Here is a 16,479-nt window from a genome sequence, read left to right on the forward strand (position 1 = left end):
TTTCAGCCTCCTTGCTCCCAGTACCAACGTTAGACTCTACGGTTGCGCGGCACATAGCGCACTGGCTGTAAGCATCTGTAGTGGCAAGAACCATTACAAGGGAGAAAACTAGTATAGTTATTATTCTGCTTAAATTCTGTCTCATCGCAATCCTATTTAAAAAAGCACTGACTTTACATTATGCATAGTATGGTGATATCATGAAGTAGACTACAACACCTGTTACTGCCACATACATCCAGATTGGGAACGTCCATTTGGAAATACGTCGATGGCGTTGCAGTTGGTTTGTAATACCATAATAAACCGACAATAACACAAGCGGCACTATAGCAGCGGCAAGAACAATATGCGTTAGAAGGATAAAGTAGTAAATATACTTTATAAGCCCTTCGCCGCCATAAATGGTTCGTTGCCCTAAGAAATGGTACGTTACATAAGATACCAAAAAAATAGAGGATAGACCAAAAGCGGCAAGCATGGCAGCACGGTGCGCCTTAGTTTTTCCTTGCTTAACATTAATGTACCCAATGAGTAAGGCTATAGCCGTAAGGGAATTCAAAATGGCATGAAACCCCGGCAAGTATGAAACATCAACGGAAGGATTATCAGCCTTTGGCATAAAAAACAAAACTGCTACCACAATTGGAATAGCCACAGAAAGTGTTGCGATCAGCGTTAAGTACTTTCTGTCTTTTTCGGTTGTGAGATTATTTTCTCTTACTGTATTCATCCAGCAAAACTTTAATTTCTGTTACAAGCCTATCCACGTCAGTTCTATCTGTCCCCTTGTACACACCTCTGATAAGTTTTTCCTTATCAACCAGTAACACATCATGGCTATACTGGGGTTCAGAATCTGCAAGTGTAATTGGTCTGTGAAACCCCTTATCGGCAAGAGTGTAAACTTCAAGTTGATCACCTGTTAGCAACAGCCAGTTTTGGCTATCAACTCCCATGTTATCCGCAAATTCCTTCAGTACATGCACACTGTCAGTGGTAGGTGATGTCGTGATAGAAACAAGTTTAACTTGCGGGTTGTTCGCAAAAACCTCATTTACCCGCTGTAACTCTGAGAAAGTTTCCTGGCAGGTATCCTGGCATGCTGTGTTAAAAAGGTTTACGATATAGATTGTATTATCTAGGTCATCCTGAGTAACAGTGACACCTTCTTGAGACGTAAGCGTGAAATAGGAGACTTGTTGAAATACAGTATCACCGGCTGCGTCATAGACGACTTTACCGGCATCATCAAACCGGGGATAGTAGGTTTTGAGCGAGAAGTGATGTGTGCCAAAGACACTCACAAATATAAAAATAAGAATAGGCACTAATAATAGGATACCTAGTATTAGTGCCTTAATAGGTTTCATCAATGATGTGTTCCTTAGTTAAAGTAGTTGTTTACTGACTCAAAGTAATAGCTTCCTTCAGAAATAAGTGCTACCATAAGCCAGATAACTAATGCCATCGGAATAATGATTGACCAGATTAGCGCTTTGGTTTCATGCTTTAAGTGCATAAACTCAGCCACAATATAGAAAGCCTTAAAAAGCGTAAGAATGATAAAGATCGCGTTACGCATGGTGCCGGCGTCCATAAAGAAAGCAAAAACGAACTCAAGAGCAGTTAATGCGACTAGGATACCAAATGTTTTCCATATCGCTTTAGTTTGCGGCTCTGGAATCTCTCCATTGTGGTGGAGGCTGTTGTCAGTATGATGATGTGCCATAATACAGATATATACTTTATAAAATCCGTAGCTTATTTATATCATAATTAAGCTACGGGTTCTTAATTTCTATTATAGATTTAGATAAGGTAGAAGAAGGTAAATACAAATACCCATACAAGGTCTACAAAGTGCCAGTACAAACCAACCTTCTCTACCATTTCATAATGCCCACGCTTCTCATAAACACCGTTAACAGTGTTTATAAAAATCATTAATAGTAGAACTACACCAGAAAACACGTGCGTTCCGTGGAAACCTGTAATAAAGAAGAACAAGTCGGCAAACAACGGAGGACCATACTGGTTTACTGTTAGGTTCGCACCACTAATGCGGGTTCCGTCTGCCAGCACCATGCCTTCATCAGTACCAGTGATAAAGTGTGCCCACTCCCACGCCTGGCAACCAAGGAAAATTGAACCGAATAAAATAGTCCACAGCAACCATTTCTGGACATCGTTCTTATCCATTCTATGACCAGCTTCAACAGCAAGCACCATAGTTACGGAACTTAGAATCAGGATCATGGTCATTAACGCTACGAACGCTAACGGAAGATCAACACCATGAAAACCTGGGAATGCATTAAATACTTTCTCAGGAATTGGCCACCACTGTGTAGAAAACTGAAATGCCTCAGCTTCGCCTGTATAAGGCATATGCTTGTGGCGAGAAAGACCATAAACGATTAGAAAAGCCCCAAAAGTAAACGCATCAGAGAGCAGGAAAAACCACATCATGAGTTTACCATAGCTCGCTTTCATCGGCTCGTTACCACCGTCCCATGTGCCTGAATTAGGTGCTTCCAGCGTAGTTGAAGTAGACATAGTTTATATAATGAAAAACGTGTTTAGTGATTTATTCTTAAGAATATGTACAAATATAGCCAAAGTCCGCCTAAAAAGTGCCAGTACACTGTGCACAATTGTATGCGCAGCATATTTTTAGAATGAACTTTATACTTGAGGCTGCTCAGGAAAACAATTAGGACAAAGATAAGCCCTGTAATCAAGTGAAACCCGTGCACACCAGTTAATACGTACAGAAACGAACCTGAAGGGTTACTTCCTGTTCCTCCAAAATAGATGTTATGCTGCACCAAATCAGCCCACCCATACCATTGGCCAACAAGAAATGCAATACCTAAAACCAAGGTAATCAGCAGCATAGTCTTTAAGGTACCTAAATTATCTTTTTTGGCTGCATTATGAGCCAACTGCATCGATACTGAGCTTAAAATAATCACGGCGGTATTAACCAAAAGTATGCTTGGAAGGTCAAATTCTAACCAATTTCCTTCCTCGCGCCTTACAATGTATGCACTTGTAAAGGCTGCAAACATCATAATAATACTTATAATAATCAACCACAGCGAAAACTTTAGTGGATGTAATCCACTTCGGCTACTCTGCTCATCTATTCTAAAATTAGCCATGGCTAAAAAACTAAATTTTATCTAATACAAAAGCTATCTGCACGATAGGCAGATATAAAAAGGAACCAAACATTATACTCATGGCTGCCTTTTTGGAGCATGTGCGCATTAAGTAAAAAGTTTGAGCCAGAAACAAAACTCCGCACACTACTGCAATCATTGCAGAGGTAATCCCTGTCATCCCGAATTGCAAGGGAAGTAAGCTTAGCGGGATTAAGACTAACGTATAGATCATGATTTGAATAGCAGTTTTCAAATTTTTGCCCCCAGCCATTGGTAACATCTTAAAACCTGCTTTCTTATAATCATCATCCAAAACCCAGGCAATTGCCCAAAAGTGAGGGAACTGCCAAAAGAACTGTATACCGAATAAGATGATCGCCTCTACTTCAATTGCTCCCGTAGCTGCCACCCATCCAATTAGAGGCGGCATTCCACCAGGAATAGCACCGACAAATACGCAGATTGGGTTGATTCTTTTTAACGGCGTATAAACGAAGCCATATAAAACCAGCGACAGCAATGAGAGGGCAGCTGTTAACGGATTGAAATAAAATCCTAAAACACTTACCCCAGCAAGACCTAAAAGTATACAGAACACAACTGACTCCTGTACACTTAAAACACCAGTAGGTAATGGCCTTTTGGCGGTGCGCTTCATCAGCTTATCCAAATCTTTTTCTAAGATTTGGTTAATAATATTTGCTGAACCAGTAACTAAAAGGCCCCCAAGCATCACCATCAGTATGTCATACCAATGCGTATTTGGGTATCCTAAAATAAAACCAATGGCGCTAGAGAAAGCAACAGTTATACTTAGGCGAAACTTTAGTAACTGAAAATATGCTGATGCCTTATTAGCCATGGTAAAGTTATGCAGTACTGTATCAGATTTCTGAACAAACATTAAATATTTACAGCTACTTGCGGTTTAATAGCCTTATTAGAGGCATAGTAATACATAATCAGTAGTTGAAACTGCACTCCAAACAACAGTGCCGCGAATGTTAGGTGCAATGGCTGCAGCACAGGCGGTATCGCAAAATACGCCATAAAAACTCCAAGTATGATCTCGGCTCCAACCAGGGAAAGCATCAAAGTCGTCAACTTGTTGAATTTTTGGCTTTTAAGATTATAGAGTAATACTGCTACATATACATGTAAAGCCAAAACTATAATTGAGAAAGACCGATGGATATAAAAACTTAATCCAAGTCTATCTACCCAAAGATGCCTGTCAGCACCGTTCATCATGTAAGCCACTAAGTCTACTTCTTCCCTAACCTGTGTCCCGATCAAAATCTGAATAAAAGTGATAATGGCCAGCAGCCACAAAGCACCGGTAATTTTAGTCGAAGAACTAAGGTCTGCTGTAATATCATCTTTATGAGCCCTCACCACAGCATATTGCAGTATGGCCACAATAATAAGGGCCAGAGCCATGTGAACAGTGATAGTAACAGGCAGTAAGTTTGTAGATACGACAATAGAACCTAACCAACCTTGAACACCTACTAAAATAAAACTGATCAATGAAAGGTAAAAAACAGTCTTATCCTTTTTTAAATATGGAACAGCAACAATTAGCGTCCATAAAATAAAAAAACCTATCAGCACACCCACCAAACGATTTATATATTCGATCCAGGTTTTTGTAACGTTAAATTCCGTCTCAATAAACTGGCTCGGATGAGAAAAGATACTGGCAGATAATTCTTCAAAGCCAAGCTTATTTAAATATCCGGCAAGCTTCTCGTTTTTCTCTATTCGTTTCTGCTTGTATACTTCTAGGTAGTCTTCTGGTAATTGGCTAACATCAGTCGGAGGAACCCAACTTCCGAAGCACTTAGGCCAGTCTGGGCAACCCATACCTGATCCTGTACTCCGAACGATCCCTCCGACTAATATTAGAAAGTAGACGGCAAAGACCGTCAATAATCCAATATTTCTAAATCTTTTGTACTGAAAAGATTTGCTAGCCATCAATTAAGCTATTCAAGTTCTCTCTCATGCGGCAGGTTTGAAGATGCCGTTTGAGAGAAAGGAACTGTTTGTGGAATATAATCTTCGGCTGCACCCGGCTTGCTGTAATCATATGGCCATCTGTAAACTGCCGGTATCTCACCTGGCCAGTTACCATGCCCTGGCAATGCTGGAGTAGTCCACTCAAGCGTGTTAGAATGCCATGGGTTAGCTGATGCTCTACGGCCGCGGTATATGCTGTAAATAAAGTTGAATAAGAAAATAAACTGCGCTGAGAAGCCCAAAATAGCTGAGATACTGATGAACGTATTCATATCTGTGAAGATATTGAATGTTTCAAAACCAGTCCAGTTATAGTATCTTCTTGGGAAACCAGCTATGCCCAGGTAGTGCATTGGCATAAACACTAGGTATACGGCAATAAATGTAAGCCAGAAATGCACAGCACCAAGCTTCTCATCCATCATTCTACCAAACATCTTCGGGAACCAATGGTAAACACCGCAGAACATACCAAAGAAAGCAGCTGCACCCATTACAAGGTGGAAGTGAGCAACTACAAAGTATGTATCATGTAGCTGAATATCCAGCGATGAGTTACCTAGAATTATACCTGTCAGACCGCCTGAGATAAACAGGGATACGAAACCAATGGCAAACATCATAGCCGCTGTGAAGCGTATATTACCTCTCCATAGTGTAGCGATCCAGTTAAATACTTTTACCGCTGACGGTACTGCAATAATCAGGGTAAGGAACATAAAGACTGACCCCAGGAATGGATTCATACCCGTAACAAACATGTGGTGAGCCCACACAACGAAAGATAGTACAGATATACCGATCAGGGAGCCAATCATCGCACGGTAACCAAAAATAGGTTTACGTGAATTGGTGGCAATTACCTCTGAAACCAGACCCATCGCAGGCATAATTACTATATATACTTCCGGGTGACCAAGGAACCAGAACAAGTGCTGGAATAGGATTGGGCTACCACCTGTATTCGTCAGGGCCTGTCCGGCAATGTAAATATCTGAAAGGAAAAAGCTTGTACCGAAACTACGGTCAAAAATCAGCAGCAACGAAGCTGAAAGCAATACCGGGAATGCAAGAAGACCAAGTATGGCTGTCAGGAAAAATGCCCAAATTGTAAGTGGCATCTTTGTCATCGACATACCTTTTGTTCTTAAGTTGATAATAGTAGTGATATAGTTAACACCACCCAGCAACTGAGAAACAATAAATAAAGCCATGGCAATGAGCCACATGGTCATACCATCACCTGAACCTTGAATAGCTTCTGGCAAGGCACTTAATGGTGGATATACTGTCCAACCACCTGCTGCAGGACCCGTTGAAATAAACAACGAAGAAAAAAGAACAATGCTTGACAGGAAGAAGATCCAGAATGAAAGCATGTTCATAAATCCTGAAGCCATATCACGCGCTCCAAGTTGTAGCGGAATCAGGAAGTTTGAGAATGTACCACTCAAACCAGCAGTTAGCACGAAGAATACCATGATTGTACCGTGCATTGTAACCAATGCCAGGTAAAACTCGGGATTCAGTTTACCATTTTCAATCCATCCACCTAAAATAGGCTCCAGGAAGGTAAATGTAGCCTCAGGCCAACCAAGTTGAAGACGGAAAAGTATGGATAAGAATCCACCAATAAACGCCCAGGCAATACCAGTAAATAAAAATTGCTTTGCAATAGTTTTATGGTCCTGGCTAAAGATGTACTTCTCTATAAAGTTCTGCTCGTGATGATGATCGTGCTCTTCATGAGCATGATGCACCTCCTCGTTGATAGAAATATCTGTACTAGACATAGTCAAAAGTATTTAAATGCTACAACTCAGTTTTAACTTCCTCTGCCTTAGGCTCAGCATTTGTCTTCGCGGCAAGCTGCGACGAAGCTTCGTTAGAGAACTTTGCAAGTACTTGAGGATTCTGCTCCGCAAAAGGGGTTTGCTCAGCTAACCAGGCTTCATAATCTTCTGGCTCATCAACAATAATCACATAACGCATTGCAAAGTGACCGCGGCCGCAAACTTCTGTACAAGCAAGCTCATACTTGAAGTCTGGGTTTCCCGTTTCGTTCTGCATTTCATATGTGGTTTTGCTAGGCACAAACCAAAATTTAGTAGGCATACCTGGAACCGCATCCATTTTGAGGCGGAAGTGCGGCATAAACACGCTGTGAATTACATCACGAGAGCGTATTTTGAGAAGCACTGGCTTGCCTTTTGGTACGTGGATCTGCAGCGGGTTAATGATGTCATCATGAGAGTTCTTGTCAGAAAAATCAACACCGAACTCATTTGTTGCATCAATTAATGTGTGCTTCGCAACACCTAACTTACCATCTGCTCCAGGGTAACGCACCATCCAGTTAAACTGCTTACCCATGATTTCCACAACAACGGCGTCTTCAGGAGCTGCGCTTGTTATGTTGGTCCATGTTTTCCAGCCACCAAACACTAGCGCGGCCATCACAACAGCTGGAATTAAAGTCCAAATAATCTCTAGCTTGTTATTGTGAGGGTAGTAATAAGCACGCTTGTCATCCTGGTGCTGGTACTTATAAGAATAAAAGAACAACAGGATTTGAGTTATCACGAATACAATTCCGATGACAATCATAGTTGTCCAGAACAGATTATCTGTCCACTCTCCGTGCACAGAGGCCAACGGAAGATTCATTGTGTCCCACGCATCTGCGAAAGACCATGCAAAAGCTGCCCCACCTCCTATTAAGAAAAGAAGAAGAAGCGTACCGTTTACACGATTGCTGGTTTTAGTTGTACCCGCAGCACGTTCTGAAGAGCCTCTAAAAATTGAAGCCAGTGTTCCTATCCTGAAAAGCAGGAAAAGAATTATAAAAAGAAGAAGGACGGATAAAACTATGGCGAACGTAATCATTATATAACGCTTTTAGTATAATCTCTAAACATGATGATGAACACTTTCCTCTAAGAACGGGTGGTTTACCGGCACCAAAGATGCTTTTGTCAACCCTTTCGTAAAGGCCAGTAGGAAAATACCTAAGAAGGTAAGAGCCGTTCCAATTTCGATGAATCCAATGCCGCCTGAAGTACGCATAGTACCTGGCATCATCATAAGATAGAAGTCTAACCAGTGACCGGCAAGTATGGCAATACATACAATTTTCAGCATAATCATCTGCCGCTTTGCATCTCTTGTCATCAAAACAAGGAATGGGAATACAAAGTTTACAAGCAGGTTAACAAAGAAAACCCACTTATAGTGTCCTTCATTTCCACCTAATCTATCGATAAAGTAGATTACCTCTTCCGGGATGTTGGCATACCAGTATAATAGGAACTGGGAGAACCAGATATATGTCCAGAAAATGGAGAAGGCAAATACGAATTTACCTAAGTCATGAAGGTGGTTTGAGTTTACCATTTTCAGGTATCCATTCTGCTTTAGAATGATTACCGTTAATGTTACAGCTGCCAAACCTGATACCCACCAGCTTGCAAATACATACCAACCGAACATAGTAGAGAACCAGTGTGTATCGATTGAAAGTACCCAGTCCCAGGCTGAAGTTGAAGAAGTGATACCGAATACCACTAGGAACATCGCTGAAATGCGAATGCTTTTATGGTAATAATCAGTCCCTCCATGGATATCTTCATTGATGGAGTTCTTTCTTAACCACATGAAAAACATGATCCATAGCCCAAAGTATACAACCATTCTGATTAGGAAGAATGCAGTATTCAAATAGCCAGATTTACCAGCAATGATTGGGTCGTATCTAGGATCGTTTACATCATATAGGTACTCATGCGTCCAATGGAATATATCATGAGAGCCAAATAAGAAAATTAATAACATTAATACCCCCCCTATCGGCAGGTAATAGCTTAGGGCTTCTGGAATTCGCTTGATCAATACTGACCATCCTGCGTAAGCCACGTATTGTACGGCAACGAAAAATGTACCGATAAGCGCTATACCTGTGAAGTAAACGTTATTTAACCATAGGTTCATGAATAAACGCTTTCCCCAAGATGCAGCTTCATGGCCTGCTGCAGCGGCTTCTCCATGCCCTTCAGCATGGTGCTCTGCTCCCCCGCCTGTGGCCATTAAAATGATACCTGCTATAAGCAAAACTATACCTACAGCTATCATTAAGAAAAACTTATTGTTCGTTTTTCTGGAAATGATGAGTCTTTCTTCTGTCATTATCCTATTAATTATGCCTTAGACTTAGTTATTAGGGGTTTCAGTGCCCGTTACAGGATTATCTGTGATAGACTCCCCGGCTGCTGTATCTTCTGCCTCTGCACCTGCTGCAGGAACATTGGTTTCGCCTTTCTGCAATTGCTGCACGTACATAACGATCTTCCAGCGTTCAGTTGGGTTAACCTGTGAGCCATGCGGCATCATACGGCCTCTACCATTGGTAATCACATGGAAAATATGTCCGGCAGGCAGCTCAGCCACACGGCCAGCAGAGTAAGAAGGGACACCCTTGAATTTCACGCCTACCAAACCTTGGCCATCACCTTGCTCACCGTGGCAAGGAGCACAAAAACGTGTATAAAGTACTTTACCTTCTGCCAGGTTTGCATTTGATGCAGCCAGCGGGTTCGTTAATTCAACGCCTGCTACCTCAGCTGTATCAACTGATAAATATAAGTTATATCCTTCTTTCCCACGTGCTACAGTACCTTTTGCAGGTTCGCGCATATTCATTCCGCCTGGGTTAAACTTATTCTCTTTAATCTGAGAGTAAGGGTCAAGAGGAATTGAGTGGTACATATCCGGAGCATACTCCAGACCTGGTTCTTGCTCATTGCTGCATGCAAAAAACACGGCAGACGAGAAAAGTATAGTAGAGGCTTTTAAACCTAGTGATGTAAATTTTTTCATTATTTTACTACCTCCTTCTCATTAACTTCAATGGCACCATTAGAGCGAAGCAGTTCGTTTAGAGCGGCCATATCGGTTACGCCATCTTTAACTTCTATCGCCATTACAAACTTATCGTCTGTTGAGCGCTTATCGAACATATTAACTCGTAAAGTCGGCTTTAACTTGCTTACAATGAAGAAGGTAATAACCATTCCGAATGCAGCACAAAGTACAGTTAACTCAAAAGTTACCGGAATAAAAGATGGCAGCGCAATGTGTGGCTTACCACCAATAATCATTGGCCAGTCAAATCCTAGCATCCAGATCTGCATCCACAGGGCGAACGATGTTCCGAACAGCCCGCAAAAGAATGCTACGATCGGGAGTCTTGAGCGCTTTATGCCTAACACATCATCAATTCCATGAATTGGGTAAGGGGAAAACACCTCGTAAATCTTAGTACCGGCAGCGCGGATGTTTTCGATGGCTGTCAACAGCACATCTTCATCATCATATATACCTAGAACAAACTTCTTATTCATTGTGATGTGTTTTTATTGTTGATTCTGATGTTGTGCCGTGCATCGAGTTTGCATGGTTATGATGTCCTTGAGGAACTTCAGAAGAAGACTTCAGGATAGCTTTCACTTCGGCCATGTTTACAACAGGGAAGAATTTCACAAACAGGAAGAACAGCGTAAAGAACAATCCGAAGGTTCCTACATAAACTCCCACATCAATCATTGTAGGAGAGAACATTGCCCAAGATGATGGAAGGTAGTCTCTGTGAAGCGAGGTAACGATAATTACGAAACGCTCAAACCACATACCAATGTTCACGAAGATGGAAATGATGAATGTAGCTGTTAAGCTTCTTCTGATTTTTCTGAACCAGAAAAGTTGTGGGGTAATTACGTTACAAGTCATCATTGACCAGTAAGCCCACCAGTAAGGACCGAATGCACGGTTGATGAATGCGTATGCCTCATACTCTACACCAGAATACCATGCAATAAAGAACTCAGTAGTATAAGCGATACCTACAACCGAACCCGTTACGATGATTACTTTGTTCATCGACTCAACGTGCTCCAGTGTAATGTAATCTTCCAGCTTAAAAGTTTTGCGGGTAATGATCATCAGGGTTAACACCATGGCAAAACCAGAGAAGATCGCACCTGCCACGAAGTATGGAGGGAAGATTGTTGTGTGCCATCCAGGGATTACAGAAGTTGCAAAGTCCATGGATACAATAGTGTGTACCGAAAGTACCAGTGGGGTTGCCACACCGGCAAGGATCAGGGATACTGTCTCATAACGTGACCATGATTTCGCGGAACCAGTCCAGTTCATTGAAAGTATGGCATACGCTCGTTTCGCAATCGGACCGGTAGCACGGTCACGGATGGTAGCAAAGTCAGGAATTAGACCAATGTACCAGAAAACAAGTGATACTGAGAAGTAAGTTGAAATCGCGAATACGTCCCAAAGAAGCGGTGAGTTAAAGTTAACCCAAAGCGAGCCAAACGTGTTTGGCAATGGAAGTACCCAGTAAGCTAACCACGGACGGCCCATGTGCAGTACAGGGAACATCGCGGCGCAGATTACGGCGAAGATGGTCATCGCCTCGGCTGCACGGTTAATAGAGCTACGCCATTTCTGACGGAAAAGAAGCAATACGGCTGAGATTAGCGTACCGGCGTGGCCAATACCTACCCACCACACGAAGTTGGTGATATCCCATGCCCAGCCTACAGTTTTATTAAGGCCCCACTCGCCAATACCAAACCACAGAGTTCGGTAAACGGAGTAGAAGAAAATAGCAAGACCAATTAAAGACACACCGAAAGCAATCGCCCAACGTGCATTGGGCTTTGCTTCCACTTGTCTGCAGACATCTTCCGTGATGTCATGGTATGTTTTCCCCCCCGTTACAAGAGGCTCTCTTATCGGAGATACATGCTGCATAACGCTATCGAAATTTAATATTAAGCTAAGTTTCTAATTTTAGTCAGGTACGTTACGTTTGGCTGCGTGTTAAGCTCCTCTAGTACGTGGAAAGCACGCTCCCCATTCTGACGCGCAAGTGTCTTTGAAATACGGCTTTCCGGATCTTTCATGTCTCCGAAAACAATTGCTTCCGTAGGGCAAGACTGAGCACAAGCTGTAACAATTTCACCGTCCTTAGGTCTTCTGTTTTCACGCTTAGCTTCCAGTTTACCTAGCTGCACACGCTGCACACAGAAAGAGCACTTCTCCATAACACCTCTGCCACGCACTGTTACGTCTGGGTTAAGGACCATTTTACCTAAATCGCTATTCATTGCCTCGTTAAAGCCAAACTTATCGTTGTTGGCATAAGAGAACCAGTTAAAGCGACGTACTTTATAAGGGCAGTTGTTTGCGCAGTAACGTGTACCTACGCAGCGGTTGTATGCCATTTGGTTAATACCTTCAGAGCTGTGCATTGTAGCGGCTACCGGGCAAACCGTTTCGCATGGCGCGTGGTTACAGTGCTGGCAAAGCATTGGCTGGAAGATAACTGAAGGGTTTTCAGCCGGGTCTTCCATTGTAGCATAATCCTTTTCCTCATGTTCAACCGCGCTATAATATCTGTCGATACGCATCCAGTGCATTTCGCGGCGGTTCAGAACCTCCGCTTTACCTACTACCGGAATGTTGTTCTCCACATTACAGCTCATGGTACAAGCCCCACAACCGATACATGAGTTCAGGTCGATTACCATTCCCCAATGGTGGTTCTTATACTCGTAGTCATCCCAAAGAGAGATAGTAGCAGGCTTAGCAGGGCCTTCATGCGTAGCCACCCTGATATACTCTGTTACATCCTTCGGGTTTTCTTTATACTTGGCCAATGTGCTCTCCTGCACCACCAGTCGATCCATGATCGTGTGGTGTGTCTGAGTTTGTGCAATTGGTGAAGTCGAGTTAGTTTTTTCCAGCGTTACCGGACCGGTGTATAGTACAGAGTTGTCTATTACTGTTGCAATTGGATAAGCATTTGCCCCCAAGCCTTGCGCTACCGGCATCGACTCTAGATTACGTCCGTAACCCATGGCAATTGCTACTGTACCATTTGCTTGGCCAGGCTGTACTAAGGCAGGCAATTCAATGCTCTGACCATTAGCTAATGTAACTTTCAGCACATCACCCTGCACCACACTCATCTCTTCGGCCATTCTGCGTGGCATCGCTACGTAATTACCCCAAGTAGCTTTAGAGATTGGGTCTGGTAACTCTTGCAGCCACGGGTTTCCAGTCAAATCACCAGTACCGATGCTAACTTTTTCGTAGATAACTGCTTCAATGGCGCTTGGCTTGATCGTCTTTACAGACGTAGAGGCCGGGGCCATGCTTTTTGCTGTTAGTAAAGTAGCGCCATTTTCCAGCACACCGTCATGCACAGCTTTCTCCCAGAATTTGTTGAAGTCTCCTCCTCCAGCTACTGATCTCCAGTTGTTGCGCATATACTCGTAGAAATCGCTATTGCTGCCATTCCATACTAGCAGGCTGTCCTGCATTTGGCGAGTTGTGAAAATTGGGCTGATCGCTGGCTGCGCTAAGCTCAAGAAGCCTTTCTTAGGCTCAAAGTCATTCCAAGATTCCAGGTAATGGTTATCTGGGGTAACGAACTCTACATTTGCAGCTGTCTCCTCTACTCTATCAGCAAAAGAAACTGTTAACCCAACTTTCTTCAGGCCGCTTACTACTTTGGCAGCAAGTGGGTGATTGTAAGCCGGGTTAGCATTGTAGAAGAACACAGCTCCAACAGAACCTGCATTCATTTCGTTGATCAGACGGATCATATCCGCATCATTGCCCTGCTTCACATACATCGGAGCAGCGTCAATGGTATTGCCTTCAGCACCCAAAGCAGCATTGATAGCAGTTACCATTGCCTGAACACCAGGATCATTTGAACCAGAAACTACAAGGGCTCTACCTCTGTTTGCCTGTAAGTCCTTTACTGCTGCTGCAAGTACTTTGGAGTCAGCCATGGCACCAGTTGCAGTACCCTGGCCAGTGATAGCCTTATATAAAGCAGAAACAAGAGCTGCCTCTTCTGACGGTTTGATAGGCACACGCACATCGGCGTTGGCACCTGTCAGTGAGTAGATTGTCTCAAACTGATAGTGGCGAGACATGCTCGGGCTATCAGCATCTACTTTTCTGTTTTTGATGTACTGCTTCGCAAATGGAACAGGGGCTAACCAAGTACCAAGGAAGTCCGCGTTGATGCTAACAATAGCATTTGCTTTGCTGAAGTCATACCCTGGTATTACGCCGCCGTTGGCTTGCAATAGCCCTGAGGCCGAGTTAGCATCGTATGTTACGTGCTCGAAGTTTGAGAAACGAGCACCAAATTCATTGATCAGTTTTTGTGTGGATGGGCTGATAATGGTAGAAGAAACAAATGCCACTTTACCGCTTACACTGGCAAGGCGAGACTTGATTTGCTTATCTACCTCCTCCCACTTTGCTTCCTTGCCTTTAATAAGCGGGAAACGAAGACGATTGTTATCATAAAGTCCTAAAAGTGAACCTTGTGCACGTGGGCTAGTACCCATCGGCGTTAGCGATGAGCTAGGGTTCGGCTCTACTTTAATAGGGCGGCCCTCACGTGTTTTAACAAGAATACTATTGTAATCACCATTCTGGTAATAGGTAGAAGCATACCAGTTTGCAACACCTGGCTCAACATCTACTGGCTTATTAAGGTAAGGGATAGCCTTACGCACTGGTGCCTCGCATGATGCCAGTGATACGGCAGCCATACTAAACCCGAGAAGTTTCAGGAAATCGCGACGACGTGTCTTTCCGTTGGCCTCCCCTCCTTCTGCTTCATTAACCGGCAGGAATTCTGGAAACTCATTATGAGCATTCTTTTCGAATTCCGGAGTGTTGTCCAACTCCTCAATTCCTTTCCAGTATTTTATTCTGTCTTGCATATTATATCTAGAAAACTCGAATACTTAATTGAAATCGATAATAATTAATAGTGACACTTAGAACACTCAGTACCACCATTAGAAGACACTGTAAAGGCTCCTTTGGAAGACTCTTCATGAAGTTCAACCAGCTTGTCGTAGTAAGCATTGCCTTCAGTATTTAGAGGCGTCTCACGGTGACAGTCGATACACCAGCCCATTGTTAGTGGAGAGTATTGGTACACTACATCCATTTCCTGGATCGGACCGTGGCAAGTCTGGCACTCAATACCACCAACCTGCGTGTGCTGCGAGTGGTTAAAGTATGCCAGGTCAGGCAAGTTGTGGATACGAACCCACTCAATCGGCCTGTTGCGCTCAATGGCTCTGTAGATTTTCTGGATTTCAGGAGATTCTGTTTTGATCTGGCTATGGCAGTTCATACAGATATTTGCAGAAGGAATACTAGCACTCTTACTCTTATAAACAGTTGAGTGGCAGTAATTACAGTTGATTTGATGCTCACCAGCATGCAGTTTGTGCGAGAACGCGATTGGCTGCTTAGGCTCATACCCTTGCTGTATACCAATACCCATCACCTTATCCAGCGTCAGGTCCAGCACAACTACAACAAATATTAACACTACCAGTGTGCGAACAGCCTTAGACTTGTAGATCTTAGAGAAATCGAAGCGCTGGTTAACAACCTCAGCATCGTACTCGTTAAGCGTGCGATTCTTATTCAGGTAGTTTCTCAGCAACGAGGTGATCAGCAACAAGGTAACTACCAACACGATCAGCACCACGATCAGCACCACCAGAACAATGTCCAGGTAACCACCAACAGCACCGATAGCGTCTGTACCAACATTCTCCCCGGCAGTTGCACCTTCTGGTCCTTCCGTTGGAGCAGAAACTACGCCCTGACCTGATTCGATGTAAGCCAAAATGGATTTAACCTCGTCATCAGAGAAAGCGAAAGACGGCATCGCCTGCTTGCTATACTCCTCATAGACAGCAATCGCTTCAGCGTCACCAGCCTGAATCAGCGACTGCGAGTTTTTGATCCATTTAATCAGCCATGCTTCGCTGTGTCTACCGTTAACGCCTTGTAGACCGGGGCCCACAATCACATCACTGCCGGCAGAGTGGCAAACAGCACAGTTGTTTTTAAACAGGGCTTCTCCAGCCGAAATTACCGCTGGGTCTCCTCCAGACACTTCTGCGCCTTCAGTTGCTCCAGGCGTCACTCCTTTAGTTGCAATATCTGCCTGCTCACTGGCTTCTTGGGCTAACGCACCAAATGAAACCACGAGGGCAAACAAGAAGGTGTAAAGGACTTTAATTTTAGATTTAAGTATACAGCCAATCATAGCCAAGATCACTTGTGTGTGTTTAGTATATGGTGAATTTACTTTACGGCCACAAATCTACTATGCGAATTCCATTAATCAAATAGAATAAGTTTATTATTTGGACCTGAT

General features: G+C 43.2%; 15 protein-coding genes. All 15 read right to left on the reverse strand.

Features of this window, described 5'->3' with window-relative positions:
• Positions 1-178: 178 nt before the first annotated feature.
• The 15 genes from D1627_RS17500 to D1627_RS17570 all read right to left on the reverse strand — a co-directional run bounded on the left by D1627_RS17500 (position 179) and on the right by D1627_RS17570 (position 16,368).
• On the reverse strand, positions 179-733 hold the full coding sequence (locus D1627_RS17500) for a DUF420 domain-containing protein (protein WP_119433583.1): 555 nt from the start codon (positions 731-733) through the stop codon (positions 179-181).
• Positions 711-1,373 (reverse strand): SCO family protein, encoded by a 663-nt coding sequence (locus D1627_RS17505; RefSeq protein WP_119433584.1) that lies wholly within the window; start codon positions 1,371-1,373, stop codon positions 711-713. Before D1627_RS17505 ends, D1627_RS17500 begins: the two co-directional genes overlap by 23 nt.
• A 14-nt stretch (positions 1,374-1,387) precedes the next feature.
• Positions 1,388-1,732: a cytochrome C oxidase subunit IV family protein gene (locus D1627_RS17510; protein ID WP_119433585.1), complete on the reverse strand. Its 345-nt coding sequence runs from the start codon at positions 1,730-1,732 to the stop codon at positions 1,388-1,390.
• 80 nt (positions 1,733-1,812) lie between these two features.
• Positions 1,813-2,559, reverse strand: coding sequence for a cytochrome c oxidase subunit 3 (locus D1627_RS17515; protein ID WP_119433586.1), 747 nt, complete (start codon positions 2,557-2,559; stop codon positions 1,813-1,815).
• Positions 2,560-2,582: 23 nt separating this feature from the next.
• Entirely contained in the window at positions 2,583-3,167 is a 585-nt protein-coding gene (locus tag D1627_RS17520; RefSeq protein WP_119433587.1) for a cytochrome c oxidase subunit 3, read from the reverse strand.
• A 10-nt stretch (positions 3,168-3,177) separates the two neighbouring features.
• Positions 3,178-4,032, reverse strand: coding sequence for a heme o synthase (gene cyoE / locus D1627_RS17525; protein ID WP_394342588.1), 855 nt, complete (start codon positions 4,030-4,032; stop codon positions 3,178-3,180).
• A gap of 41 nt (positions 4,033-4,073) precedes the next feature.
• The gene (locus tag D1627_RS17530) at positions 4,074-5,150 is read right to left on the reverse strand and encodes a COX15/CtaA family protein (RefSeq protein WP_119433589.1); all 1,077 of its coding nucleotides are present in this window, start codon (positions 5,148-5,150) and stop codon (positions 4,074-4,076) included.
• An 8-nt stretch (positions 5,151-5,158) separates the two neighbouring features.
• Positions 5,159-6,985, reverse strand: coding sequence for a cytochrome c oxidase subunit I (locus D1627_RS17535; RefSeq protein WP_119433590.1), 1,827 nt, complete (start codon positions 6,983-6,985; stop codon positions 5,159-5,161).
• Positions 6,986-7,004: 19 nt separating this feature from the next.
• Positions 7,005-8,078, reverse strand: a complete 1,074-nt coding sequence (locus D1627_RS17540; RefSeq protein ID WP_119433591.1) for a cytochrome c oxidase subunit II — start codon at positions 8,076-8,078, stop codon at positions 7,005-7,007.
• 24 nt (positions 8,079-8,102) lie between these two features.
• Positions 8,103-9,374, reverse strand: a complete 1,272-nt coding sequence (locus D1627_RS17545; protein ID WP_119433592.1) for a quinol:cytochrome C oxidoreductase — start codon at positions 9,372-9,374, stop codon at positions 8,103-8,105.
• 24 nt (positions 9,375-9,398) lie between these two features.
• Positions 9,399-10,064 (reverse strand): c-type cytochrome, encoded by a 666-nt coding sequence (locus D1627_RS17550; protein ID WP_119433593.1) that lies wholly within the window; start codon positions 10,062-10,064, stop codon positions 9,399-9,401.
• A complete protein-coding gene (locus D1627_RS17555; protein ID WP_119433594.1) occupies positions 10,064-10,588 on the reverse strand; it encodes a DUF3341 domain-containing protein in 525 nt (174 codons plus the stop codon). The genes D1627_RS17550 and D1627_RS17555 overlap by 1 nt, the downstream gene beginning before the upstream one ends.
• Positions 10,581-12,014: an NrfD/PsrC family molybdoenzyme membrane anchor subunit gene (gene nrfD, locus D1627_RS17560; RefSeq protein WP_119433595.1), complete on the reverse strand. Its 1,434-nt coding sequence runs from the start codon at positions 12,012-12,014 to the stop codon at positions 10,581-10,583. The genes D1627_RS17555 and nrfD overlap by 8 nt, the downstream gene beginning before the upstream one ends.
• A 20-nt stretch (positions 12,015-12,034) precedes the next feature.
• Complete coding sequence (locus D1627_RS17565; protein WP_119433596.1) at positions 12,035-15,016, reverse strand: TAT-variant-translocated molybdopterin oxidoreductase; 2,982 nt, start codon at positions 15,014-15,016, stop codon at positions 12,035-12,037.
• Between the two features lie 44 nt (positions 15,017-15,060).
• Complete coding sequence (locus D1627_RS17570) at positions 15,061-16,368, reverse strand: c-type cytochrome (RefSeq protein ID WP_119433597.1); 1,308 nt, start codon at positions 16,366-16,368, stop codon at positions 15,061-15,063.
• Positions 16,369-16,479: the final 111 nt, after the last annotated feature.

The sequence above is a fragment of the Pontibacter oryzae genome (assembly GCF_003576375.1).
Taxonomy (GTDB): Bacteria; Bacteroidota; Bacteroidia; order Cytophagales; family Hymenobacteraceae; genus Pontibacter; species Pontibacter oryzae.